We start from the raw sequence: 26479 nt of genomic DNA on the forward strand, positions 1-26479 counted from the left end.
CAAAATTGAGCTTGCAAAGCCCATTATAAGGCTGGGGATACAAATCGTAATACTTAGCATTTAACATCATTAACGGTAATCACAAGACTTTTAACGCTTTTAACGAGAAATAGAATTGCCTAATGAAACAATAGAGTGTTTGCTTAATTGACCTAGTGTCTACAGGCCACTCTTATTAGTCAAATGACATTTTAAAGTCATTAATATTGAGGTAGCTGCTGGGAAATGCTTATCGTTGAAAACACGTGGCTATCTATGTGACATGAAAGCAAAAGTAAGGAACAGCTATGCTTGCCAATATAACGAAAACAGTGCTAGCCACAGTTATCACAGCTGCGGGGCTCAGTCCCGCAGCTGTGGCAACTGAGCGCAGCGAGCTAACCATTCATCCCAAAGAGTTTTCCACATTCGTGCGTAACTTTAACCCCTATTTAGGTGCTACTCATCTACATACTACATGGGATTTCATCTATGAGCCCTTGGTTGTATTCAATGAAATGCACGGGAATAAGCCTGTTTTTCGCTTAGCAAGCAGCTACTCGCTATCAAAAGATCTTACCAATGTCACATTTGACTTGCGCCAAGATGTAAATTGGTCTGATGGCCAACCCTTTAACGCAAACGATGTGGTTTACTCCTTTAATCTAGTGAAAAACAACCCAGAGCTTGACCAAAGTGGTATCAATTCATGGGTTTCCAGTGTAAAAAGAATCAACGACCACCGAGTTAGATTTGAGCTTACAGAAGCTAACTCGAATGCACCTTATGAGATAGTCAAAGTTCCCATTGTGCCAGAACACATCTGGAAAAATGTTAAAGATCCTTCCACCTTTTTAAACAAAAACCCTGTCGGTTCCGGCCCTTTTACAGAAATCGACACTTTTACATCCCAGCTCTATATTCAATGCCACAACCCTAATTATTGGGATTCCAAAAACCTCGACGTTGATTGCTTGAGGGTTCCACAGATTGCAAACAATGATCAGTTCTTGGGTAAAGTCGTCAATGGTGAGCTCGACTGGACATCCTCATTTATTCCAGATATCGATCGTACCTATGCGGCTTCCAACCCCAATCACCACTACTGGTATCCACCGTCAGGCACTCAAGCTTTCGTTATTAACTTCAAAAACCCTGATCCTGCTAAACGTGAGGCACTAACCAATGTCGATTTTAGACGGGCATTTTCTATGGCCCTCGATAGGCAGACCATTATAGATATTGCTTTCTATGGCGGCGGTACAGTGAATGATTTTGCTTCTGGTCTAGGTTATGCTTTTGAGTCTTGGTCAGACGAAAGCATCCATAATAAGTACAAGGCCTATAACACCTATAATGTTAAAGGCTCAAAAGACTTATTGGCTCAAGCAGGGTTTAAAGATATCAATCAAGATGGCTTTGTTGAGACACCTTCGGGCCAAGTATTCGAACTATTGATTCAATCCCCTAACGGATGGACTGATTTTAACAATACAGTTCAATTGGCAGTTGAGCAGCTCGCGGAGGTTGGCATAAAAGCTAAAGCACGTACCCCAGATTTCTCTGTTTATAATCAAGCGATGCTCGAGGCAAAATACGATGTTGCCTACACCAATTATTTTCATGGTGCTGACCCTTATACCTATTGGAATAGTGCTTATAACTCCGCACTTCAATCTGGTGAAAGCATGCCACGTTTTGCCATGCACTTTTACCAAAATAACAAACTAGATAACCTGCTCAATAGCTTTTACAAAACGGCGAATAGAAAAGAGCAACTGGATATCGCTCATGGTATACAGAAGATCATTGCCACAGATCAGGTAACGATTCCCGTTTTATCTGGTGCCTACATGTATCAATACAATACCACGCGCTTTACTGGCTGGTGGAACGAAGATAATCCAAAAGGTCGCCCCAATATTTGGGCAGGTATTCCTGAGCGCCTTCTTCATGTCTTAGATTTAAAGCCCGTTCAATAAAACAACACCATAGCAGCGCCTCAAATTCAGACGCTGCTTTCGTTTCTATATAGCTTAAGTTATTGGTATATGGCGTATATCGTCAGAATATATTGCGTCTTGAACTTCATCGATGACTCACAAACAGCGTATAGATAAATCGAGCAAGGAGCTAGGTAATGGGCTATTTCTTAAGGCGATTATCATTTTACTGCGTGGCACTTTTGGTTGCTGCAACCCTAAATTTTATTATACCAAGAGCCATGCCTGGCGATCCTGTCACTATGATGTTTGCCAATGCTTCAGTGCAGGTGACACCTGAGCGAATTTCGGCAATGAAAGAGCTTCTTGGGTTTGTCGATGGCGGACTGTTTGTTCAATATATTGCCTACATGAAAAATATCCTGAGCTGGGAGCTAGGCACATCCATCCAGTTTTATCCGCTGCCTGTCAGTGAATTACTTGGTGGCGCTTTTGGCTGGTCTCTCTTTCTCGCTGGGAGTGCAGTGGTTCTCTCTTTCTCTCTAGGTTCTATCTTGGGTATCTACGCGGCTTGGAAACGTGGTAGTAAATACGATGCCTTCATTACCCCTGGCATGCTTGTCATCCAAGCGGTACCACAGGTTGTCATCGCTATGATTGCTATGTTTGTCTTTGCGATTGGTTTGAAGTGGTTTCCCACTGGTTATGCGTATACGGCAGGAACGACGCCCGATTGGACCAGCTGGGGTTTTATAAAAGATGTCGCCTATCACGCTGTACTTCCCCTATTTTGCGCCTCAATTGTTCAGATTGGCGGCTTCTTGGTCAATATGCGCAATAACATGATCAACTTGCTTGCTGAAGACTATATTACGATGGCCAAAGGTAAAGGCCTCAGTCAGCAGCGAGTGATATTTAACTATGCTGCTCGTAATGCACTGCTTCCAAGTGTCACTGCTTTATCTATGGCTCTTGGTATGGCTATCGGTGGGCAGTTGATCATAGAGATCATTTTTAACTATCCGGGTTTAGGTTCTGTTCTTTTTAACGCAATAAAAGCCCGTGACTATCAGGTGTTGCAAGGACAGCTTCTTATTATGACCTTGTTTATGCTGTTTTTTAATCTCTTGGCTGACATTTTATATGTCGCCCTTGACCCACGCCTGCGTCAAGGAGGTCATTCATGATAAAAGTGCTACTAAGACTTATCTGCGCAAACCGCTTAGCTCTTATCGGTAGCTTAATTATTGGTATCTTTCTTGTCATTGCATTAGCGGCGCCACTACTAAGCAAACATGCGCCGAACAAACGGACTGGTAACCCGCATGAATACCCATCAATTATCGTAAAGTCAGCCCAATCTCACCCTGATGGATGGATAGCCAAAAACCTTGCGACAGATAGGCGCACCTTGATCATGTCAAAAAAAGCCGACCATATATTGGGTACAACACGGATGGGACGAGATGTATGGTCTCAATTTGTTCATGGCGCACGAGTTTCCCTAAGCGTTGGATTTGGAGCAGGCTTAAGTGTGTGCTTGTTTGCCACTGTTATTGGTATCTCGGCTGGATATTTCGGCGGTCGTGTTGACGATATATTGACCGCAGCAATGAATATCATGCTAGTGATACCTCAATATCCTCTGTTATTTGTTTTAGCCGCATTTATCGGGGAGGCTGGCCCGCTCACCATTGCGCTTATCATAGGCTTTACTGCCTGGGCGTGGGGTGCAAGAGTTATTCGTGCTCAAACTCTAGCATTACGTGAAAAAGAGTTTGTTAAAGCAGCAGAAGTTTTAGGCGAATCTCGATGGCGAATCATTTTCGTCGAGATCTTACCTAATCTAATCCCTATTGTTGGAGCAAGCTTCATCGGTTCTGTTATGTACGCCATTATGATGGAAGCAACGATTTCTTTTCTCGGTCTTGGCGATCCCAATACGGTCAGTTGGGGAATCATGCTTTATAACGTACAAACCTCCTCCTCTATGTTGATAGGTGCTTGGTGGGAGTTATTGGCTCCATGCGCCGCACTCATTCTTCTTGTTACCGGACTTGCTTTACTAAATTTTGCCGTAGACGAAATAGCAAACCCTCAGTTGCGATCGCATAAAGGCCTAAAACGTTGGCAGAAGTTATCCCGTCAGCAGCAAACGCCCTTGCAAGAGTTCAAACCACAAACCCCACTTTGCAGCGGAGAAAAATCACTATGACTAGCCCTCTCGTTTCTATCCGCAACCTATGTGTTGACTATATTACCGATACAGGAGATGTAAGAGCATGTAGCAATGTTAGTTTTGATATTGCTGCGGGAGAAGTATTTGGTTTGGCCGGAGAGTCTGGATGCGGAAAATCCACCGTGGCTTTTTCACTCATGCGACTTCACAAACCGCCCGCTTTCATCAGCGCGGGTGAAATTCGGTTTAACGGTGACGACATACTTAAATATAGCGATGAACGTATGCAGACATTCCGCTGGAAGGAAATGTCTATGGTTTTCCAAAGTGCGATGAACGCCTTAAACCCTGTCTTAACCATGGAAGAACAATTTTGTGATGTGATTATGTGTCATACCAATATGACTCGACATCAAGCGCGAAAAAGAGCCGAGGGACTGCTTGAGATTGTCGATATTCACCCTAGCCGCTTAAATGATTATCCCCATCAATTTTCTGGCGGTATGCGTCAGCGTCTTGTGATTGCCATTGCTCTAGCATTAAATCCCAAAATGATCATTATGGATGAGCCAACAACAGCTTTAGATGTCGTTGTACAAAGGGAGATCTTGCAAAAGATTTACGCATTAAAAGAAGAGTTTGGCTTTGCCATTTTATTTATCACACATGATCTTTCACTCATGGTTGAGTTTTCTGACCGTATTGGTGTTATGTATTCAGGCGAGTTAGTTGAAGTTGCCCCATCACACAAGATTCTCAATGCTCCCTACCATCCTTACACAGAAGGCTTAGGCAACTCTTTTCCTTCACTAACTGGACCTAAAACGAAACTGACTGGAATTCCGGGTAGCCCTCTCAATCTATTAGACATCCCATCAGGCTGCAGATTTCAAGCTCGTTGTCAGCACGTTAAAGACATTTGCCGTAAAAAGAGCACAAAATTAATCCAAATAGAGCCGAAACATTTTTCTAACTGTCACCTCTACGGTGAGCCTATCACTCAAACCAAGTGTTAGGTTGAGACGATAAAGACCAATAAGCAGGAGGCGATAATGAGCGATGAATATGGACAGCTACTCGTTGAAGGGAAAAACCTTATTAAAGACTTTCCGATTAATAGTAACGCATTGAAACAGCCAATGATGCGCGCAATTAATGACGTGTCCTTCAAAATGTATAAGAGTCGTGGTCTTTCCGTAGTTGGAGAATCTGGCTCTGGTAAATCAACCACAGCCAAGATGATCGCCAAAATGTATGCGCCAAACTCAGGCTCGATTCACTATAAAGGCAAAGATCTCGCCTCTTTTCGCTCTCGCTCTGAACTAAAGGGCTATCGAAAAGGGGTGCAAATGGTATGGCAAGACCCCTTTGGTTCTCTCAACCCAACACACAACATTTTTCATCATCTAGCCCGCCCCCTATTAATTCATAAAAAAGTCGCAACAAATAACAAAAAAGAATTGCAGGATCGAGTATATGCACTGTTGGAACAAGTTGGCTTAATTCCAGCGAAAGAAACAGCCAGCAAGTTCCCTCACCAGCTTTCAGGAGGGCAACGTCAAAGAGTGAATCTTGCGCGCAATATTGCAGTAGAAGCAGAAGTGGTATTAGCCGATGAGCCAACTTCAATGCTTGATGTGTCTATTCGCGCAGGAGTGCTAAATCTCATGGAGGAAATGAAGTTTGAGAAAAAAATGTCACTACTTTATATCACCCATGATATAGCAACAGCGCGTTATATAGCTGAAGACATTGCGGTTATGTACGTCGGTCATATGGTCGAATGGGGGGATACAGAAGAAGTTATCCACCAACCTCAGCATCCCTATACCCAATTACTTATCTCTGCCGTACCAGATCCAAGTAAATCCATTCATACCCAATTAGACGGTAACAAAGGAGACATTCCCCTTTGGACGCCGAGTTCTTCAGGCTGCCCATTTGCAGCTCGATGTCCTCATTCTACTCAAAAGTGCAAACAACAACTGCCGGAGATCACACAGCTATCAAGCAACCACTTTGTTCGCTGTCACTTACACCAATAATAAACTTCAGCCAAATCATCAAACTGAGAATATCTACCAAGAGGTGCGAATGCAGATCCTGACCAACCATATTGGTTATGAAAGACTAGGTCCTAAAAAGGCCATTTTGATGCTCGATGAGGATTCTTTGCTACCAAGCTCTCAAGTGGAACTCATCGATGTCGACAACAAGCAATGTGTCGGCCATTTTCCATTAGGGCAGATTGCGCGAGTGGAAAAATGGCATCAGGGATATTTCAGTCATATCAACTTTTCCACCCATCAAGTATCTGGCAGATATTATTTGCGATTTCAGCATTGCCAATCCAAACCATTTACTATTTCAAATAACCAGCTGTGCCAATCAACACTTTCCGATCTGATTCATTATTTCAAATCCCAACGTTGTGATGGGCTATTTGATAGGCAAGATAGACAGGTTCGCTTACTCAATAGTCAAACCTATGTTGATGTACACGGTGGCTGGTACGACGCATCTGGAGATGTAAGTAAGTACTTATCTCATCTTTCCTATGCTAACTATTTCAACCCTCAGCAAACGCCCATTGTGGTATGGAATATAGTCAAAGGGATTGAAATAACTCAGCGCAGTCTGCCCGATTTTACCTATCAAAGGATGTTAGATGAAGCTTTGTTCGGGGCTGATTTTTTGCTCAGAATGCAGCACACCAGCGGCTATTTCTATACCACTGTATTTGATAAGTGGTCCAAAAATCCTCATGAAAGAGAAGTATGTTCCTACTCAACCCAGCAGGGACAAAAGTCGGACGACTACCAAGCAGGATTTCGTCAAGGTGGCGGCCTTGCTATCGCTGCATTGGCAGCAGCAGCAAGACTCAACAAGGACAGGGACTATACGGCTGAGGAATACCTCAAAGCGGCTGTTTTAGGCTACGCACATCTTAAAGAGCACAACCACTATTATCTAAACGACAATCAAGAAAATATTATTGATGAGTATTGCGCGCTTATTGCTAGTGTCGAGTTATACAAATCAACCCATCAAACTTGTTACGCAGAAGAAGCTCACACTTGGGCAGAAAGGCTTACAATCCGTCAGCAATCGGATGCTAATGTCAGTCACTATTGGTCAGCCAATGACGATGGCTCTCGGCCTTACTTTCACGCGGCAGAAGCAGGCCTGCCTGCAATCGCACTATGCGAGTATCTCAGCATAGATAAACAAGATAATCTCAGTGAAGCCGTTTTAAAGACTCTAGTTCAGTCCTGTCAATTTGAACTGTCCATCACTCACAAGGTATTCAATCCATTTGGCTATCCACGCCAATACGTTAAAGATCTGCATCATGACAAACGAGAAGCTTTCTTCATCGCGCAAGATAATGAGACGGGTTATTGGTGGCAAGGCGAGAATGCACGCTTATCATCATTGGCTGTGATGGCGTATTTCGCGCAGCCTTATATCAAGGATATCACCCTAAAAAATGGCTTAATTCAATATGCTCAAGGTGCCATAGACTGGCTATTAGGCCTTAACCCCTATGACATGTGTATGCTCGATGGACATGGACACAATAACCCTGATTATTTACCTCAACTTGGTTTTTTTAATGCCAAAGGAGGTATTTGTAATGGCATTACTGCGGGAGTAAATGAGCCACATGGCATAGCATTTAACCCCTCTCCTCATAAAGACGATATGGCACAAAATTGGCGATGGGGAGAACAATGGTTGCCCCACAGCGCATGGTTCCTTCTAGCGGTCATCGCCCAATCACATCATTTTAATAACAGGGAGGAAAGTTAGAATGATTCAATATTATGTCGGTATTGACGGCGGGGGAACCAGTTGCCGAGCAAGAATAAGAGATCATCAAGGAAGATTACTCGGCGAAGCAAAAGGCGGCAGCGCTAATATACTACTCGGGGTCGGACTTACCCTACAGTCTATAATTGAAACGGTATCCATAGCGGCGAAAAGTGCAAGTCTTGATCATTCCCAATTCGCCTTCATGCACCTTGGATTAGCGCTTGCTGGCGCTGAACATAAAAGTGCATGGTTCGAGTTCGTATCACAACCACACCCTTTTGCTTCTTTAGTGTTGAATACCGATGCCTACGGTGCTTGCCTAGGCGCGCATAACGGAGACAGCGGCGCCATTATCATTGCAGGAAAACCGGAGCATAATTTATTTAAAAGAGAGAAAGCATGAGCTATCAAGTCCAACTTGCCGTTATATCTGAAGAGCCTGAGCAGAGCTTGGTCAGCTTAACACTGCATAACGTCTCTGAATTCACACTCTCACGCTGGTGTTTACAGTTTATTTTCGAGCGCAATATTAATCTCGACAGCATCACTCATGGTAAAATCAAACAAGTAGGAAGTTTTTGTACAATCACGCCAGATACCGACAATTTAGACATAAATAATCAGTATTACTGCGAATTTATTGTTAATTCACCACCTGTTCGCTTCTATGCTCATGGCATAAAAGAGGCAGTCGTTGTTGACCTAGACACAAACCAGAAACTGCCAGTCGCCATTGAGCCAATGATGCTTGCCAAAGTCCATGAAATAGACGCTTGCTTGACACCTCCAGAAGCATCTTGCACCGGGCTTATCCCTTATCCCAACAAAATCGAATATCGAGAGGGAGAGATCACTCTGACTGACAAAGTCAATATCTCCATCCAAACTTCCATGGCAGAGAAAGCGGCCACATGGCTAGAGCAAGAAATCAATGCCATGTTTGGCATTCAGATTGGAAAAAGTAACAGCGATATACTCTTTGCGCTCAATTCTTCCGTAGAGGAGGGATACTATAATTTAGAGGTGGAGGCGGAGTGTATTAAATTAGAGGCTAGCTCTATAAATGGTTTTACCCACGCCAGTGCTACCTTATTGCAGCTAATTAAAAGCTTAGATGGTAAATTCGTCGTTCCTAAAGTCAAAATCGCCGATCATCCACGATTTACTTATCGTGGGTTGATGCTCGACTGCGCTCGTCATTTTCACTCCGTGAGTACAATCAAAAGATTGATTAATCAATTGGCGTATTACAAGTTTAACCATTTTCACTGGCATTTAACCGATGATGAAGGATGGAGAGTGGAGATCGATGCTTTTCCACAACTCACGCAGATAGGTGCAAAACGTGGCAGTCAGTACGATTTAGAGCCACAATTGAGCCATCTTACCTCAAGTCATGAAGGTTACTACAGCAAAGCCCAGATACGAGAAATCATCGCTTATGCCGCTGATCGCTCGATTGTTGTGATACCAGAGATTGATATCCCTGGGCATTGTAGAGCAGCGATAAAATCTCTCCCTCATCTACTTACTGATGGCGAAGACGCCTCTTGCTATCTAAGTGTCCAAAACTATCACGATAACACTCTTTCCCCAGCCCTCGGTGGTACTTATATTTTTATCGACAAAGTGCTAGAAGAAATTGCGGAGCTTTTCCCTTCACCTTGGATACATATGGGCGGTGACGAAGTCCCCTCTGGTGTATGGAAAAACAGTAAAGCTTGTCAGACACTCATGAAAGTCAATCACTACCGAAGCATAGATGAGCTTCAAGGTCATATTCTCCGATATGCAGAAAATAAGCTTAAATCACTTGGAAAACGTATGCTTGGCTGGGAAGAAGTCAAAAATGGGAATAAAGTCAGTTCAAATACTGTCATCGTTGCTTGGACTAATGAGAACGCCGCCATAAATAGCGCTGAGCAAGGTTTCAATGTGATTCTCCAACCAGCCCAATATACCTATTTTGATTTAGTACAAGACTACACGCCTAATGAACCCGGCTCCGATTGGGCAGGAGTACTAACTTTAGAAAAAGCTTACCGTTACCAGCCACTTGAGCAAATATCAGCACAGAGCAATATGCATCAAAAGGTATTAGGGCTTCAGTGCGCTCTATGGTGCGAAAACACCATAGAACAAGCCAAAATAGATTATATGCTTTTCCCAAGGTTGACCGCATTTGCTGAAGTTTGCTGGACAGACAACTCTGGGCTCAATTGGCAAGATTATTTATCTCGCCTAAAGCAGCATCAGAGACTAATGGATAAGCAAAATATCCAATACCGATACCCATGGAAGACAAAAACTTAATAACGTCAGATCAAGGCGGAATTAGAATGCCAAAACACCGTGTGTTTCTACTTTGACCGAAACTGGCTGACCAATGTTTAATGGTTCCGATGAACTAGCTAATAATCGGCTACCGTTGGCATCAATAACATAGCGGCAATGATCTCCCATAAATTGCTGCTCAAGTACCATGACGCTGCTTTGTTCGGTCGCACTAATCTGGATGTGCTGTGGGCGCAGTAACAATTCACACCTAGCATCAATATGGATATCTTGCTGCGCCTTTGCTTCGACAAGGCCAAGCTCAGTTTCAAACTCTCGCTCCGATACCCGTTTTGCGTTCAGGTAGCTACCGCCACCTAAAAAATCGGCAACAAATTTACTTGATGGTTGATAATACAATTCACTCGCGGTTCCATATTGCTCTATGATGCCGTGATTCATCACCGCCATCTTATCAGCAAAGGCAAAAGCTTCTTCACGACTATGAGTTACAAAGATTGCCGTCACACCCTGCTGCTTAAAGATTTTACGAATTTCACCGATCAATTCGTGGCGAACCTGAGTGTCTATGTTAGAAAAGGGTTCATCTAACAATAATAAGTCAGGGTTGTAGGCCAAAGAACGTGCGATAGCAACGCGTTGCTGTTGCCCGCCTGATAACTGGTGTGGGTAACGCTTCTCGTATCCTGTGAGATGAACCAAAGCCAGCATTTCCGCGATCTTGAGCGATTTATCATGTTTGCTAAATGCTTTTAAACCAAAAGCCACATTTTCTTCCACCGTCAAATGAGGAAAAAGTGCGTAATCTTGAAATATCATGCCAATATTTCGCTGCTCTGGTGGCTGCCAGCAGCTGCCGTTATCTATTAGCTTGCCATTGAGACGCATGGTCCCTGAGCTTAGCGGCAGTAAGCCTGCGATAGCTTTTAACAAGGTTGTTTTTCCACAACCACTCGCACCAAGCAAACACACGATTTCACCTTGACTTACATCCAAAGACAAGGACTCAAGCACGGTTGTTTGCAGATCATATTTACACGTTAAATTAGTGATAGATAGCGCTTTGCTCATCAGTGAGAGTGCTCCAGTGAACGATTAACTAATACAAGCGGAATCAATCCGACTAATACCAAAAGTACTGCGGGTAACGCTGCTAACTCAAGCTGCTCATCGGAGGCAAAGTTATACACATAAGTTGCCAAGGTTTCAAAATTAAACGGCCGAAGCAGCAGAGCGGCATTGAGCTCTTTCATTGATTCGATAAATACCAGTAGCCCCGCAATTAACGCACCTCGTCGAATCAGAGGAAAATGAACACGCCATAGCATCTGATTGGAATTACACCCCATAGTGCGTGAGGCCATATCAAGTGAAGGAGAGACTTTGTTAAGACTGCTCTCAACGCTACCAATAGCCACTGCAGAAAACCTCACCGTTAAGGCAAAGATCAACGCAAACATAGAGCCTGAAAATATCAAGCCTGGCTGAGCAACATTGATCATTTTTGCCACATCATTGACCAAATGATCCATAAAAAGAACCGGGACCATAACCCCAATAGCCAGTACAGTACCCGGAACAGCATAGCCTAACGAAGATAAACGCATAAAGACTAAACTTTGATTATTTCCGACCAAACGATGATAAAAATTCACCACGACAGCAACAAAAACGCCAATGAAAGCTGCTGAAAATGATACATACAAACTATTCAAAGCGTATTGACGAAATTCTGGGGTCCAACTTTGAGCAAAGCATTGATATGCATAAACAATCAACTGCATTAAAGGAAACGCAAACGCGATGACGACCAAACCCCAGCACCAAAATAAGGCTGACCATTTTTTCCAGCCCTGTAGCTGGTATCTAAAGTCTTCACTGCTATTAAACTGGTTTTGAAACAACTTTTGTCTACGGCGGCTATAACGCTCGGTGCTGAGCAATAAGACAACAAATATCAGCATAATTGCCGATATTTTTGCGGCAGCAGTTAGGCTCGAATAGCCGAGCCAAGTGTCATACACTGCCGTGGTTAAAGTATTTACAGCAAAGTAACTGACTGTGCCAAAATCACCGATGGTTTCCATCGCAACCAAGGAGAGCCCTATAGCAATAGAGGGCCTGGCAAGTGGCAATGATATCCGGAGAAAGCTTTCCCACGGTGAACATTTAAGCAAGCGAGCCGATTGCAATAAAGAGACATTCTGCTCCATAAAGGAGGCGCGGCAGAGTAAATACACATATGGGTATAAAACCAATGCCAACACAAAAATGGCGCCTGGCAAGGTTCGAATGTCAGGAAACCAATAATCTCCTGCTTGCCAACCCATAACGTCACGAAGAAATATTTGGATTGGGCCTGCAAAATCAAGCCAGTCGGTAAAAATATATCCCACAATATAACTTGGCATAGCCAGAGGAAGGACCAATGCCCACTGTAAAAACCTTTCACTTGGGATTTTGCACATTGCCATTACCCAAGCGGAGGGTATACCAAAAACGGCGGACAGCAGCATAGTCCCAGCAGCCAAAGCGACCGTATTGAGAGTATAAGTTGGCATTACGGTCGATAAAAGGTGAGAAAAGAGTTCATCTGTCTCACCAATTGACGTCATAAATATTGCCAAGATCGGCAAAACCAGTAGCAAGGCTAGCATCCCACTACTGGTTTTCCATAGGTATAGTTTTTCTTTCATTGCCTAACAATCATAGATGCATATGAGTCATGCATCTCTATCACACTAAGGGTATTTTATACCCTTATATAGAAGCAACCTCAAGTCGCTCCAATAACAACAGCAGCTTGAGGCTAAATAATTGCAATGATGAGCAATTACAGGTCGAATTTTACTTCGTCGAGTAGTTTAATTGCAGATGAGTGGTGATCAGCGATTTCATCTAAAGAGATAGTGTCTGCCTTAAAGTCTCCCCAAGATGCAACCAGCGCTGAACGCTTCACACCATTTTTAACAGGATACTCATAATTGACCTCTGCATACATGCTCTGAGCTTTATCACCAGACAAAAACTCCATCAGCTTAAGCGCATTGTCTTTATTCGGTGAGTATTTGGCCATTGCCATACCAGAGATATTAACATGGGTACCCGTAGTCTTCTGATCTGGGAAGTTAATGTAAACCGCATCCGCCCATGCTTTCTGCTCTTTATCATTATACATTTTCCCTAGGTAGTAACTGTTACCCAGAGATACGTCGCACAGGCCTTCTTTGATTGCTTTCACTTGAGCACGGTCATTGCCTTGGGGCTTTCGTGCTAGATTAGCTTTAACGCCTTCCAGCCACTTCTTCGTTGCTGCCTCACCTTGGTGAGCGATCATTGAAGAAACCAGCGAAACATTGTAGGGGTGTTTACCGCTACGAGTACAAATCTTGCCTTTAAACTCAGGCTTAGCAAGGTCATCGTAAGTAAAGTCATCACCTAGCTTACCAACGCGCTCTCGAGATGAATAAACGCTGCGTGTTCGCGTGGTTAACGCAAACCACTCATTATTCTCATCTTGATACTGAGCTGGAATATTTTTCTCTAGTACATCACTATCAACAGACTGAACCAAGCCTTTGTCTGTCAGCTCAGAAAGGCGACTAATATCGACCGTTAGAATAACATCAGCAGGGCTATATTCACCTTCTTGAGCTAGCTTTTCTGCTAAACCCTTTTTGGCAAACTTTACATTTACTTTAATGCCAGTCTCTTTGGTGAACTCATTAAACATAGGCTCAACTAAAAAAGGTTGACGGTATGAGTAGACGTTTACTTCTTCAGCAGCCATTGCGATCGGCGCCAAAGTAGCACATGCCAAAGCCGAAAGAGTCAGCATTTTTTTCATTGGTTCAGTCCTTTAATTTCGTAATGATAACGTTTATCAGTTGCGTTATTATATGTATCACGACTTAGAACACAATGATCGAAACAACAAAACCTGCCATATCTGACAGGTTTTTGAGTATTTTATTTGTAACAGCTTATGACTTATTTAACGGTCACAAACTCTGGGTAGGCACCAACACCGCAATCATGCATATCCATCCCTTCTAGCTCCTCTTCTTCAGAAACGCGAATGCCAAGAGTTGCCTTAAGTACCGACCACACGATTAAACTGCTGATAAATACCCAAGAGAATATAGTGACAGCGCCAAATAGCTGCACGCCAACGCTGGCATCACTGTTACTCAAAGGCACCACCATCAAACCAAAAAAGCCACATACGCCATGAACAGAAATGGCACCAACCGGATCATCTATCTTGAGTTTGTCTAGGGCTATGATGCTAAAGACGACCAAAACGCCAGAAACAGCGCCGATCGCTACCGAATAGATCGGAGACGGAGATAAAGGATCGGCAGTAATTGCAACTAAACCAGCCAAAGCGCCATTAAGCACCATGGTCAAGTCGGCTTTGCCCCAAGTCGTTTTGCATACTAAGAGCGAAGCAAATGCTCCTGCTGCTGCAGCGGCATTGGTGTTAAGAAAGATTTTTCCTACTGCGGTGGCATTTTCGAAATCAGACACCATTAGTTGAGAGCCACCATTAAAGCCAAACCAACCAAACCACAAAATAAATGTCCCTAAGGTAGCAAGCGGCATATTTGAACCAGGAATTGGGTAGATTTCGCCATTTTTACCATACTTGCCACGACGTGCACCTAGCAGTAATACGCCAGCAAGCGCTGCCGCCGCGCCCGCCATATGCACAATCCCAGAGCCCGCAAAGTCACTAAAACCCGCTTGTGCTAAAAAGCCACCACCCCATGTCCAGTAGCCTTCCATTGGGTAAATAAATGAGGTCAACACCGCCGAAAAAATAAGAAATGACCAGAGTTTCATTCGTTCAGCAACCGCGCCAGAAACAACGGACATGGCAGTAGCAACAAACACCACCTGAAAGAAAAAGTCAGACTCTAAAGAGTGATCAGCACCAGCACTTTGCGATCCGATTAGAGCCCCGATTGATGGCAACCAGCCTCCCTCAGTATTATCGACATACATAATGTTGTAGCCGACAACTAGATACGTGGTGCAGGCAATCGCATAAAGACAAACGTTCTTGGTTAATATCTCAGTAGTATTTTTTGAGCGTACTAAACCTGCTTCTAACATAGCGAATCCAGCCGCCATCCACATGACAAGTGCACCTGAAATCAAAAAGAAAAAAGTGTCTAGAGCGTAACGCAGTTCAACAACTGTTGATGTAAGTTCCATTTGGTATTCTCCAATCCTATCGAGCCTAGAGTGCTTCCGCGTCCATTTCACCAGTACGTATGCGTACTGCTTGATTTAGGTCGTAAACAAAGATTTTTCCGTCGCCTATTTTTCCGGTATGAGCGGCTTTAGAGATTGCTTCTAAAACAGGCTCAACATTATCCGCATGGGTTGCAATTTCGAGCTTCACTTTAGGTAAAAAATCGACTTGATATTCAGCACCACGATAAAGTTCGGTATGACCCTTTTGCCGCCCAAAACCTTTGACCTCTGATACCGTCATTCCTTCTATACCGACATCGGCTAAAGCTTCTCGCACATCATCCAATTTAAATGGCTTTATGATCGCATTAATGATTTTCATCTTACCCTCTCGAGGCTGACATAATTACATCCATTAATCCAAGCTACGTGCCAACTTATTAAGCATCTGATATATAATAACTTAATGTTTTTAAAAGAATTAGAAACACTAAGGGCGCACCAAATCGGTGCGCCCTTTTCACAATAATGATGCGATAACTTTAAATCGCTTTATCTATCTGGACTGTAGAAACGCTTTCCACTGCTCAAACAAGGAGATAAAGTCCTCCAGCCCACAAGATGCTTTACTTTCACAGTTGTAGTAATCAAATTCACTATCTTCCGGCATAGATTCTCCATGACTCAATATATTTTCTTCTACGGTCACTTCATCACCTTGAATAATGAGCGATATTTCACATCCTAGGTACTTATGCTCTAACAGTGGAGATTGGATTATAGCTTCTATAAGCGCTTCCACTTGCTGTATTTTTTGCTTGTCTTTACCAATTTCTTCTTCAAGCCAGCGGCCGAGAACTTCGTGGCCCATACTTGGCTTCACATAGTATTCGCCCATTAGGGTGTTGCGAATAAATTCAAATTCCATCATTAATGCCGTGTGCAAAAAGGAAGGCAAAGTATATAGATACCGTTCGAAAAGCTCAAAAAAAAGCGCCTGTTGCTAACAGGCGCTCTTATTCTCAATGCTATTGATTCACACTGGTTCTTGGAAAATCACGCTATCGGCTTTCTTGGTGTATTCTTCCATCTTGTGGAAGTTTAGATAGCGATACGTATCAGCGGCTGTGGAGTCAATTTGCTTAGCATATTCTAAGTACTCATCCTTAGTTGGGATTTTACCGAGAATAGCGCCAACAGCGGCCAATTCAGCAGAGGATAGAAAAACATTTGCTCCATTACCAAGACGGTTAGGGAAGTTACGCGTAGACGTCGACATCACAGTCGCTTTGTCTGCGACTCGGGCTTGGTTACCCATACACAAGGAACACCCTGGGGTCTCGATACGCACGCCAGCACGGCCGTAGATTCCGTAGTATCCTTCTGCAGTTAGCTGATCTCTGTCCATCTTGGTCGGCGGAGCAACCCAGAGGCGAGTATCTAGTTGTCCACCATATTGCTCAAGCAGTTTACCTGCCGCGCGGAAGTGGCCAATGTTGGTCATACAAGAACCAATAAAGACTTCATCAATTTGCGTGCCTTGAACATCAGATAACAAGCGTGCATCGTCTGGATCATTTGGTGCGCAAAGGATCGGCTCTTTGATTTCAGCAAGATCAATATCAATCACATGGGCATATTCTGCATCGGCATCCGCTTCCATTAATTCTGGATTCGCAAGCCACTCTTCCATTGCCGCAATACGACGCTCTATAGTACGACGATCGCCATAGCCTTCCGAGATCATCCACTTGAGCATAACAATATTTGAGTTGAGGTACTCTTCGATCGAGGCTTGAGAAAGCTTAACGGTACAGCCTGCAGCAGAGCGCTCCGCTGACGCGTCAGACAGTTCAAATGCTTGTTCCACGGTTAGGTGCTCAACCCCTTCGATTTCCAGCACTCGGCCAGAAAACTCATTAATCTTACCTGCTTTTTCAACTGTTAGAAGGCCTTGCTTAATACCGTAATACGGAATGGCATGCACAAGGTCTCTGAGCGTAATACCTGGCTGCATTTTGCCCTTAAAGCGAACCAAAATCGATTCTGGCATATCCAATGGCATTACCCCAGTTGCCGCTGCGAAGGCTACCAAGCCTGAGCCTGCTGGGAAAGAAATGCCAAGAGGGAAACGAGTATGTGAATCACCACCAGTTCCTACTGTGTCAGGAAGAAGCATTCTGTTGAGCCAAGAGTGAATAACACCATCACCAGGGCGAAGAGACACCCCACCACGATTCATAATAAAATCAGGCAGTGTGTGATGAGTATTAACATCAACCGGTTTTGGATACGCTGAGGTATGACAGAAAGATTGCATCACCAAATCGGCAGAGAAGCCCAAACACGCCAAATCTTTCAATTCATCCCGAGTCATAGGACCTGTGGTATCTTGAGATCCGACTGTGGTCATTTTAGGCTCGCAGTAAGTACCAGGACGAATACCTTCTACACCGCATGCCTTACCAACCATCTTTTGAGCTAATGTGTAGCCTTTATCTGAATCAGCAACAGCGCCTGGCTTGCGGAAAATATCAGATGACTCAAGACCGAGAGATTGACGAGCCTTGTCTGTTAAACCGCGTCCAATAATCAGCGGAATTCGGCCACCAGCTCGAACTTCATCGATCAAAACATCGGTTTTCAAGCCAAACTCAGCAAGAGTCTCACCTGTTGCATTATTACAGACTTTACCTTCATATGGGTATACGTCAATCACATCACCCATGTTGAGCTTGGATACATCTACTTCAATTGGCAAAGCACCTGCGTCTTCCATAGTATTGAAGAAGATAGGTGCAATTTTGCCACCTAGGACATAACCACCTGCTCGCTTGTTTGGAACATTAGGAATATCATCACCCATAAACCACAACACGGAGTTGGTCGCTGATTTACGTGACGAGCCTGTTCCAACCACATCGCCTACGTAGACAAGTTGGTGACCTTTTTTCTTCAGGTCTTCTATTTGGGCAATAGGACCTATGCTACCAGGTTGATCTGGGGTAATACCATCACGCTCGTTTTTCAACATAGCAAGAGCATGGACGGGGATATCTGGACGAGACCAAGCGTCTGGGGCTGGAGAAAGGTCATCGGTGTTGGTTTCACCCGTCACCTTAAACACAGTAAGAGTGATTTTTTTCTCAAGCTCTGGTTTAGACAAGAACCATTCGGCATCTGCCCAAGACTGCATGACTTTTTGAGCATGAGTGTTGCCCGCTTTGGCTTTTTCTTCTACATCGTAGAATGCATCAAACATCAATAAAGTATGAGACAAAGCTTCCACAGCGATTGGAGCCAAAGCATCATCTTCAAGAAGGTCGACAAGGGGCGCGATATTATATCCACCTTGCATGGTACCAAGCAGCTGCGCTGCTTTTTCACGACTGACTAATGGAGACGTCACTTCACCTTTAGTGACTGCGGTTAAAAAACCAGCTTTAACATAAGCCGCTTCATCAACACCGGGAGGAATACGATTCTCTAATAGGTCAAGAAGTACGGCTTCTTCACCTTTAGGCGGATTTTTTAGAAGTTCTACGAGACCAGCAACTTGTTCAGCGTCTAGTGGTTTCGGAACAACTCCTTCAGCAGCACGCTCTGCGACGTGTTTACGATAGGCTTCAAGCACGACTTTTTCCTCTCATTGCGGTTTCTTCGTTATTATTACTATTATTCAAAATTAACGAAGTAAACATCCTTGGAAACTTGGTTCTCGATAATCATGTTCTTAGCTTAGAACTTATATCAAAAAGACCAAACTTTGGGCGCTAGGATAGCAAATTTAACGATAAATTAAAATCTCATCATTTTGACCAACATAGCAAGTTATAACTAAAGTCCCATGATTTTCTTTACTTTGTTCTCCAATTCACTCACCCTATCTGCTTGTGATTCACATTACTTATTATGGGATAATTATTTAAAACTGGTCCCAATAATAAGGTAGAAAGAGTCATAATTTTGTTCTGTCCTTCCATATCCAACCATAATAGGCCCGACAGGCGAGTCCACACCAAAGAAAACAGACCCTGCACCATAGAGAGGGGCTTTATCAGCGCTAATGCTGGGATCTGACCAAACTCCCCCATATTCCAATGACGCTCCCAGATAGAATGGCGATGAAAACAAGCCAAAGTCATTATCAAACCAGCGATAACGATAAACTAAACTACCAAAGATTTTATTCTGCCCGATGAGACTGTTACGAGGGATACCTGATAAGTTTAAAAAGCCACCCAGTTCTTTAGGGTTGATAATTAACGCAGAATTTTTACTCTCTACCACGCCAACATCTACATTGGCAACTAGCGTATGACGGGAAAAACTGTGCGCATATATTGCCTTAGCCCCATACTCGAAAGCCGTATCTTCATTATGTCCCTCGAAGACACTGCCCGTAACACCAACACTGTCATCATGCGATACCAAATAATCTAGGTCTAAAAACCAGCCCTTACTCGGTAAACTGTAGTTATCTAGGGTATCTATTCGATAGTTAATAAAGCCTCCAACCCGTTTATAGGAGGAATTACCTAGAGAAGGGAGAGAAGCAAGCTCTCCAACACCATCTGTATATCGAACCCCAAGCTTGATCCTGCTCCACAATGCATTTTGATAACCAAGCGCCCATTCGGCTCCCCATTCATTGAATGCCACTGGAATATAGTCTCGACTTGCACTTAACGAGGTATCTGTCATTCCTCCTTTAGGAATATTGACTTTTTCACTGCTGTAAGACCCAGTAACCGTGGTGAAGAAATCTGTGTTGAACAAAAGTGGAGTGTACAACTCTCCCAAGACAAGTTTGTCCGAGCCCATCTCGATATTGAGCCTGAATTCAGCCCCCAAAGAATTTAAATCGGTGAAATTGGTTGAAACGCCAATCGAGTATTGACTATCTGTTTCAAAATCATCTTCTAGAAAAAAGCGAAAGTTAACATAATTTGGCCCCCAGGATTTTTCTCGAATATTAAGCACTAGGGTGTTTTGATTATCAATTTCTTCATAGCGATAAGTGATAAGTTCAAATCGATCTAGCGCATAAAGACTTTGGACGCTCGCTTCTATCTCAGCCGTTGCATAACGTCGGCCTGGCTTAAGTTTAAGGTACTTTCTTAACGCTTCTTCACTGTAGTGACTGTGATTATGAATAACGATTTCTTCGACCGTAATTTCATCACCATAACGAAGCTTTCGCCGCGCGTCTTCTTTATGATCGATGTAATCCTGATACTCAGATGATGATACGCTATAGCGCTTAAGCTTTGTCTCATTAGCAATGGCAGCTTTGTAACCTTGCTGAAAAGCGAACGGCATTTTGTCAAATTCCGTCGTTTCCATATCACCCACTTTGGGTTGAAGGAAAACATCTTTGCTTGTCAGTGTTTTAGCTTGACGATTTGTCGTGCTTCGAACTAAATAATTTGACAGTTGATCAGCGACAGTGAATAAAGTCGTAAACTCCTCTTCTTCTCGATAATCAGTACTGATATCAACAGCAATAACCACATCAGCACCCAAGGCTCTTGCTACATCAACAGGCATATTGTTCGTAACACCACCATCGACTAACATCTGCCCATTAAGCTCATAGGGAGGCAAAGCACCGGGCACTGACATACTCGCCATCATGGCGTCAACAAGATACCCATCACCAATCACGACAGGTTTTAATTCTATAATGTCAGTGGCAACTGAACGATAAGGTATTGCTAGATCATCAAAAGAAGTAAAAGGAGGGAGGTTACCAGAAGTCTCACGTAAGATTTTGAGCATCCCCTGACCTTGCACAATTCCACGAGCTGCATGAATCTCTCCCCAACGAAGACCTAAATCGGTCGTCAGTTGGTACCTGTCTTCATACTCTTTGTCTCGCACACGACGTTCACTGCGATCCACTCTGTCACGATAGCCATTATTCCAATCGACGGTCGTAATAAAACTCTCGATTTCATCCGCGCTCATACCTGTTGAATACAAACCACCAACATAGGCTCCCATGCTGGTTCCAGTAATGTAGTCCACCGGAATTTTAAGCTCTTCTAGCGCCTTTAACACACCAATATGCGCAGCGCCTTTTGCACCACCACCAGCAAGAACGACTGCAATTTTGGGCCGTTCAACCTCTTTCTGTTTGTCTGGCTTTTCCGCCGACATCACGTTTTGAAGCGCAGCCATATAGACAAGTAAAAAGCACAATAACTTCTTCACTACACCGTTCCCTTTTCGCAATACCTTCACTGAGTTCAACATGCTTCTACCAACTAAATAACTTTTTAATCCACTGAGTTGGCTGGCTGTCACACTGACTTTTCAGCTGATTATTAACATCCCACATAGGAAGCTTGAAGGCATTACCACAATCCAGTTCGAGACTTCCATTATCAGTATAAGCAAAACCTAAAGTACTAATACCTTTAGGCCAAGGTAAGGATAATGTTTCCGGAATGCGATGGTTTAAATACTCCGCATACACTCTAAGCGCACCGCTGGAGCCCGTCAGTTTGGTTGGCTGATTATCATCTCGACCGAGCCAGATGGTTGTTACTTCTCGACCGTCGACCCCAACAAACCAACTATCACGAGTGTCATTGCTCGTACCCGTTTTTCCCGCTAATGCAGCCCAGCCAAATTGACTATTAAGGTATCGCCCTGTTCCCTCCAAAACACCACGTTTCATAGCATAAGTGGTCAGCCAAGCGGCTTGCTGATCTATGGTCTGAGATGTTCGAGGTAAGGACTGGAATAACACCTTACCCTCTTTATCTACCACTGAACGCAATGCTGATAATGGCGAGCGTTTACCAGAATTCGTCAGGGTTTGATACATTTGAGCAACTTGAAAAGGCGTCAAAGTGAAAGAGCCGAGAAACATCGAAGGCACTGGCCTAATTTCATCAGGATCCACGCCGAGTTTTTCGAGAGTTTCAATAACTTTAGGTATACCCAATTGCATGCCTAATTCTACTGTCGGAACATTGAGTGATTTAGCTAACGCCAAATACAATGGCACATCACCTCTAAATTTTCTGTCATAGTTTCGTGGCGACCAAACGCTCCCTTTTGAGCCTTTTAAACTGATCGGCTTATCATGTAAAGTGGTTGCAAGGTTATACTTCTGGGGCTGCTCTAAGGCTGTCAAATAAACAGCAGGCTTGACCAGTGAACCGATTTGTCGGCTAGCATTCAAGGCTCGATTAAAGCCATCATAACCGGTACGTTTTCCTCCAACCATAGCGCGTATTTCACCTGTATGGCGGTCAACGGCAATCGCAGCGCCTTCCAAAGATTTCCCCGCCACTTGGCTTAATTGAGGAATCTTTCTGGCAATCGCTTGTTCTAGCTCTTGCTGGGAGACAGGATCGAGAGAAGTAAATACCCTTAGGCCTAAATCTGATTGAAATACCCCACCCACTTTGTCTTTAAGCTCGATTTTAAGCTGCTGGAAATAAGCAGGCTGACGGCTTGCAATTCGGGGGTTGTCTTGTATGTCCAATGGACGATTAACTGCCGTTTCGTACTGGCTTGCAGTCAACACATCCTGTTGCATCATCAAGCGTAGCACTAGATCACGTCGCTCTTTCGCTCTTTCCGGATAACGAATCGGATTGTAATAGGAAGGGCCTTTTACCATACCTACCAACAGAGCAAGCTGGTCTATTCGCAGCTCCTGAATAGGCTGACCAAAATACAACCGGGAGGCTAGGCCGAACCCGTGAATCGCTTCACCTCGGCTTTGGCCTAGGTAAACTTCATTGAGATAACCTTCTAAAATGCGATCTTTGCTGTATCTATAATCAATAATCAAAGCCATATAAGCTTCACGCAGCTTACGCCATAATGTTCGATCTCTAGATAGAAATATATTTTTCGCGAGCTGCTGAGTAAGAGTACTTCCACCTTGAACCGTTCTACCAGCTTTCAAGTTGGCAACCATAGCTCTAGCAATGGCAAGCGGGGAAACACCATCGTGCTGATAAAAGTCTCTATCTTCAGTTACAAGTAGCGCATCAACCATGATCTCAGGAAATTGATCTCGCCTGAGAAATAAGCGCTGCTCGTCATGATCCTTTTCTAACATCCCCAGCATTTTGGGCTCAATACGCAGATAGCCAAGATCACCTGCTTTCTCTAATGACTCAATCCGCGTTAGACTTTGAGCATCGAAATGAAGCATCACATGACGATCAGGTTCAGGGCCATTGGTGAATTCAAAAGGACGACGAAACAATTCAATCTTGGTCGAAGAGGATGAATATTCCCCGGGGTAGCGAGGATGGCGCACTTTACGATAATTGAGTACATCTAACTCATTGCGCACTTCTTGTATTGATATACGGTCACCAGGAGCAAGATTTAAAATTCGCGCATACACAACAGTGGGTAAATCAAATAACTGACCTTCGAAGCGCTGCCTTACCACGCTATCAAGATACACACCAATGAAGACAATCACGACTAAGCCAGCAAGACTTGCCTTCCAAGCTACACTCCAAACTATTTGTAGCCAGTTGCGTTGATTCTTCTTTGAGCTCTTCTTCCTAGGAGATGGCTTTTTCGTGGTTTTAGGTTGTTTACTTTTAGAGGTTGTTTTCTTGCTCATGAGTTCAGTTGTCGCTTAGTCTTCGTCGTCGCCACATGATTAGCTGGATCATCAGGCCATACATGCTTGGGGTAACGTCCTTTCATTTCTTTTTGTACTTCTTTGTATGCACTCGCCCAAAAGCTAGCCAAATCGCTTGTTATTTGTAATGGGCGCTGCGCGGGTGAAAGCAATTCCACCAGCAATTTTTTTCTTCCCTGTGCTATCTGAGGCGACGCTTGTTGACCAAACATTTCCTGCATTCGTACAGACAAAATAGGCTCGTGGCCTTGTTTATAGCGAATCTTTTTCTTCGTTCCCGTGGGTAATAAATAATAAACGGGTAGCCATTGATCTATGTTCTTGTTAAGTGGCCAAGAAAGATAGGACATTAATACGGGCTCAAGATCAATTTTTTTCATTGCTTGCAATGAGTTGACTCCAGTTAAGTATGGCTCCAACCAGTGTTCAAGGTTTTTCAATAATTGTGCATCCGACGTTTCTGGCCATGGCTGTTCTGGTAGCCAATCAGCAGCGCAGCGAATGCGTTCAAGTAATTGCGTGCTATTATCAGACCAGTCTAATACAGCCAGTCCCTTGCGTCTTACATAGTTGAGTAAAGCTTGGGTCATTTTTTCAGGAGGAGGTGTCGGCAAAGGTGCTCGCTCGACAACCAAGCGTCCAATACACTGTTGAGATTCAGCGATCAATCGTCCTTTTTCATCATCCCAATCAAGATGATCATTGTTTTTGAGAAGGTCAGGGAACCACTTTTTCACGGAGAGTAATTCTAGCTCCGCAGCCAAAAAGATACGTGAAGAACCGGATTGGGTGCGCATAAGGTCTGCGATGACTAGATAGTCTGAAGTAGATAATTTTTCCTCTTCCGCCAATTCAGCCCCATGCCCATTGGCAAGCAAAAACTTCCCTGTTTTTCCGCTGCGCAGCTGAGCGACTCGATCAGGAAAAGCGGCGGCTAATATGACGGCTACCAAAGATTCGTCAATAGAGTCGGTAGAAAAGCTCACATTAAGCTTGCGAGATAAAGCCATACCTCGTTGATGTACCATTTTTTGCTGAGAATGTTTTCTTCGCTTGAAGCTCTCAACCGAATGTATAAAGTTGACAATATTGCGCTCAGGTGATTCCAATAAGGCCGCCACTACAGGTGCTGTGGAGAGCCATGCGGGGCTATTTGAATGAGTTAACATAGCTGCAATTCTAGGTTCTACCCCAAGATCACAAGCGGCCTTGCCTCGACTTGTTAATTGATGCTTATCATCCAATAACCCCAGATTCACCAGTAACTGTTTAGATTGTAAAAAGCTTGCTTGTGGAGGAATATCCAGCCACTTTAATTCCGATGGCTCAGTAGCCCCCCATTGGGCAAGCTCTATCGCTAAACTCGACAAGTCTGAAGACAATATCTCAGCAGGAGGCACATAGGGCTGCTGATTTAACGAACTTTCAGAATATAGCCTTATACAAATACCCGGCTCCAATCGCCCTGCTCGCCCCGCTCTTTGCTCTGCTGATGATTGCGCAATACGAACTTGCTCGAGCTTAGTTACCCCATTTTTAACATCAAATCTCGCAGTGCGCTGTAAACCTGAATCGAGAACTATACGTATGCCTTCGATGGTCAAAGAAGTTTCAGCAATATTGGTCGCAAGCACCACTTTACGCTGCCCTTTAGTAGGAGTCTGAATTGCTGCCTGCTGCTGTTGAAAATCCAATTGTCCATGTAAAGGGAAAACATCGACATCACTGGGCAAACTGGTTAAGCCCTCAGCAACACGCTTAATGGCTGACATGCCGGGTAAAAATACCAGTAATGACCCTGTTTCCTTGTCGATTAAACTGTGAATTTGAGCCACCATCACCTGCTCATACCCCTGATTAGGTCTTAAAGGGTGATAACGATATTCAACTGGAAAACTTCGGCCTTGAGATTCAATATACTTAGCATTGGGCATCAACACCTTGATAGCATCAAGGTCTATAGTCGCTGACATGATGACTAACTTGAGATCCTCTCGCAGTACATCCTGAATTTCGAGAGAAAACGCAAGAGCGGTGTCTGCATGAATACTACGCTCATGGAATTCGTCAAAAATGACCAAGGAGATACCAGTCAACTCGGGGTCCATTTGGATCATGCGGGTTAAGATACCTTCAGTTACAATCTCTAGCTGAGTGTTGCTGCTAACTCTGGACTCCCCTCTCACTCGATAACCAACACGCTGACCGATGCTTTCTCCGAGCTGCTGAGCAAGATAATAGGCGATATTACGTGCAGCTAGCCGCCTTGGCTCTAACACAATGATCTTTCCATCAACCACATTTTCGGTTAATAACTTTAACGGAAGGTGGGTCGACTTACCTGCACCTGGTGCGGCTTTAAGAATAACTTGGGAATGAGTTTTGATGGCAGACAATAACTCTGGCATCACGCTCTCTATAGGAAGCTGTGACAAG

17 protein-coding genes and 1 pseudogene are annotated in these 26479 nt (G+C 43.9%); 8 read left to right on the forward strand and 10 right to left on the reverse strand.

The genetic code is table 11. The features are described from left to right. Window positions 1-287: 287 nt before the first annotated feature. From MHN79_RS04845 to MHN79_RS04880, 8 genes and pseudogenes are all read left to right on the forward strand, one after another. Entirely contained in the window at window positions 288-1961 is a 1674-nt protein-coding gene (locus MHN79_RS04845) for an ABC transporter substrate-binding protein (RefSeq protein WP_239171934.1), read from the forward strand. 158 nt (window positions 1962-2119) lie between these two features. After that, entirely contained in the window at window positions 2120-3109 is a 990-nt protein-coding gene (locus MHN79_RS04850) for an ABC transporter permease (protein WP_239171935.1), read from the forward strand. After that, entirely contained in the window at window positions 3109-4137 is a 1029-nt protein-coding gene (locus tag MHN79_RS04855) for an ABC transporter permease (RefSeq protein ID WP_239171990.1), read from the forward strand. Before MHN79_RS04850 ends, MHN79_RS04855 begins: the two co-directional genes overlap by 1 nt. Further along, window positions 4134-5117, forward strand: a complete 984-nt coding sequence (locus tag MHN79_RS04860; protein ID WP_239171936.1) for an ABC transporter ATP-binding protein — start codon at window positions 4134-4136, stop codon at window positions 5115-5117. Before MHN79_RS04855 ends, MHN79_RS04860 begins: the two co-directional genes overlap by 4 nt. A 36-nt stretch (window positions 5118-5153) precedes the next feature. Beyond that, window positions 5154-6146 (forward strand): ABC transporter ATP-binding protein, encoded by a 993-nt coding sequence (locus MHN79_RS04865; protein ID WP_239171937.1) that lies wholly within the window; start codon window positions 5154-5156, stop codon window positions 6144-6146. A gap of 49 nt (window positions 6147-6195) precedes the next feature. Then, complete coding sequence (locus MHN79_RS04870; RefSeq protein WP_239171938.1) at window positions 6196-7914, forward strand: glycoside hydrolase family 9 protein; 1719 nt, start codon at window positions 6196-6198, stop codon at window positions 7912-7914. 1 nt (window position 7915) lies between these two features. Continuing rightward, window positions 7916-8275, forward strand: a pseudogene (locus MHN79_RS04875) (BadF/BadG/BcrA/BcrD ATPase family protein); the annotation flags it as partial. A 41-nt stretch (window positions 8276-8316) separates the two neighbouring features. Beyond that, complete coding sequence (locus tag MHN79_RS04880; protein ID WP_239171939.1) at window positions 8317-10230, forward strand: beta-N-acetylhexosaminidase; 1914 nt, start codon at window positions 8317-8319, stop codon at window positions 10228-10230. A 21-nt stretch (window positions 10231-10251) separates the two neighbouring features. Here the strand turns inward: MHN79_RS04880 and MHN79_RS04885 are convergent, their stop codons facing one another. The 10 genes from MHN79_RS04885 to hrpB form a co-directional block, all read right to left on the reverse strand. Next, window positions 10252-11283 carry an ABC transporter ATP-binding protein gene (locus tag MHN79_RS04885; protein WP_239171940.1) on the reverse strand — a complete coding sequence of 344 codons (1032 nt, stop codon included), beginning with the start codon at window positions 11281-11283 and terminating at the stop codon, window positions 10252-10254. Then, window positions 11283-12908, reverse strand: coding sequence for an iron ABC transporter permease (locus tag MHN79_RS04890; protein ID WP_239171941.1), 1626 nt, complete (start codon window positions 12906-12908; stop codon window positions 11283-11285). Before MHN79_RS04890 ends, MHN79_RS04885 begins: the two co-directional genes overlap by 1 nt. A 137-nt stretch (window positions 12909-13045) precedes the next feature. Next, entirely contained in the window at window positions 13046-14059 is a 1014-nt protein-coding gene (locus MHN79_RS04895; RefSeq protein ID WP_239171942.1) for a Fe(3+) ABC transporter substrate-binding protein, read from the reverse strand. A gap of 143 nt (window positions 14060-14202) precedes the next feature. Beyond that, on the reverse strand, window positions 14203-15432 hold the full coding sequence (locus MHN79_RS04900; protein WP_239171943.1) for an ammonium transporter: 1230 nt from the start codon (window positions 15430-15432) through the stop codon (window positions 14203-14205). A 25-nt stretch (window positions 15433-15457) separates the two neighbouring features. After that, window positions 15458-15796 carry a P-II family nitrogen regulator gene (locus MHN79_RS04905; protein ID WP_114784959.1) on the reverse strand — a complete coding sequence of 113 codons (339 nt, stop codon included), beginning with the start codon at window positions 15794-15796 and terminating at the stop codon, window positions 15458-15460. Window positions 15797-15970: 174 nt separating this feature from the next. Beyond that, entirely contained in the window at window positions 15971-16342 is a 372-nt protein-coding gene (locus MHN79_RS04910) for a YacL family protein (protein ID WP_239171991.1), read from the reverse strand. Window positions 16343-16450: 108 nt separating this feature from the next. Continuing rightward, window positions 16451-19048, reverse strand: coding sequence for a bifunctional aconitate hydratase 2/2-methylisocitrate dehydratase (gene acnB / locus MHN79_RS04915; protein ID WP_239171944.1), 2598 nt, complete (start codon window positions 19046-19048; stop codon window positions 16451-16453). 287 nt (window positions 19049-19335) lie between these two features. Further along, window positions 19336-21630, reverse strand: coding sequence for a patatin-like phospholipase family protein (locus MHN79_RS04920; protein WP_239171945.1), 2295 nt, complete (start codon window positions 21628-21630; stop codon window positions 19336-19338). A 46-nt stretch (window positions 21631-21676) separates the two neighbouring features. Next, entirely contained in the window at window positions 21677-24022 is a 2346-nt protein-coding gene (gene mrcB / locus MHN79_RS04925) for a penicillin-binding protein 1B (RefSeq protein ID WP_239171946.1), read from the reverse strand. Beyond that, window positions 24019-26478 carry an ATP-dependent helicase HrpB gene (gene hrpB, locus MHN79_RS04930; RefSeq protein ID WP_239171947.1) on the reverse strand — a complete coding sequence of 820 codons (2460 nt, stop codon included), beginning with the start codon at window positions 26476-26478 and terminating at the stop codon, window positions 24019-24021. The genes mrcB and hrpB overlap by 4 nt, the downstream gene beginning before the upstream one ends. Window position 26479 lies beyond the last annotated feature (1 nt).

It is taken from the genome of Vibrio sp. Of14-4, assembly GCF_022347625.1.
Taxonomy (GTDB): Bacteria; Pseudomonadota; Gammaproteobacteria; order Enterobacterales; family Vibrionaceae; genus Vibrio; species Vibrio pristinus.

Excerpts from the sequence above, each read along its gene's own strand:
- MHN79_RS04845 (WP_239171934.1), top strand. The coding sequence starts at position 288 with ATGCTTGCCAATATAACGAAAACAGTGCTAGCCACAGTTATCACAGCT.
- MHN79_RS04850 (WP_239171935.1), top strand. The coding sequence starts at position 2,120 with ATGGGCTATTTCTTAAGGCGATTATCATTTTACTGCGTGGCACTTTTG.
- MHN79_RS04860 (WP_239171936.1), top strand. The coding sequence starts at position 4,134 with ATGACTAGCCCTCTCGTTTCTATCCGCAACCTATGTGTTGACTATATT.
- MHN79_RS04865 (WP_239171937.1), top strand. The coding sequence starts at position 5,154 with ATGAGCGATGAATATGGACAGCTACTCGTTGAAGGGAAAAACCTTATT.
- MHN79_RS04870 (WP_239171938.1), top strand. The coding sequence starts at position 6,196 with ATGCAGATCCTGACCAACCATATTGGTTATGAAAGACTAGGTCCTAAA.
- MHN79_RS04880 (WP_239171939.1), top strand. The coding sequence starts at position 8,317 with ATGAGCTATCAAGTCCAACTTGCCGTTATATCTGAAGAGCCTGAGCAG.
- MHN79_RS04885 (WP_239171940.1), bottom strand. The coding sequence starts at position 11,283 with ATGAGCAAAGCGCTATCTATCACTAATTTAACGTGTAAATATGATCTG.
- MHN79_RS04890 (WP_239171941.1), bottom strand. The coding sequence starts at position 12,908 with ATGAAAGAAAAACTATACCTATGGAAAACCAGTAGTGGGATGCTAGCC.
- MHN79_RS04895 (WP_239171942.1), bottom strand. The coding sequence starts at position 14,059 with ATGAAAAAAATGCTGACTCTTTCGGCTTTGGCATGTGCTACTTTGGCG.
- MHN79_RS04900 (WP_239171943.1), bottom strand. The coding sequence starts at position 15,432 with ATGGAACTTACATCAACAGTTGTTGAACTGCGTTACGCTCTAGACACT.
- MHN79_RS04905 (WP_114784959.1), bottom strand. The coding sequence starts at position 15,796 with ATGAAAATCATTAATGCGATCATAAAGCCATTTAAATTGGATGATGTG.
- MHN79_RS04910 (WP_239171991.1), bottom strand. The coding sequence starts at position 16,342 with ATGGAATTTGAATTTATTCGCAACACCCTAATGGGCGAATACTATGTG.
- mrcB (WP_239171946.1), bottom strand. The coding sequence starts at position 24,022 with ATGAGCAAGAAAACAACCTCTAAAAGTAAACAACCTAAAACCACGAAA.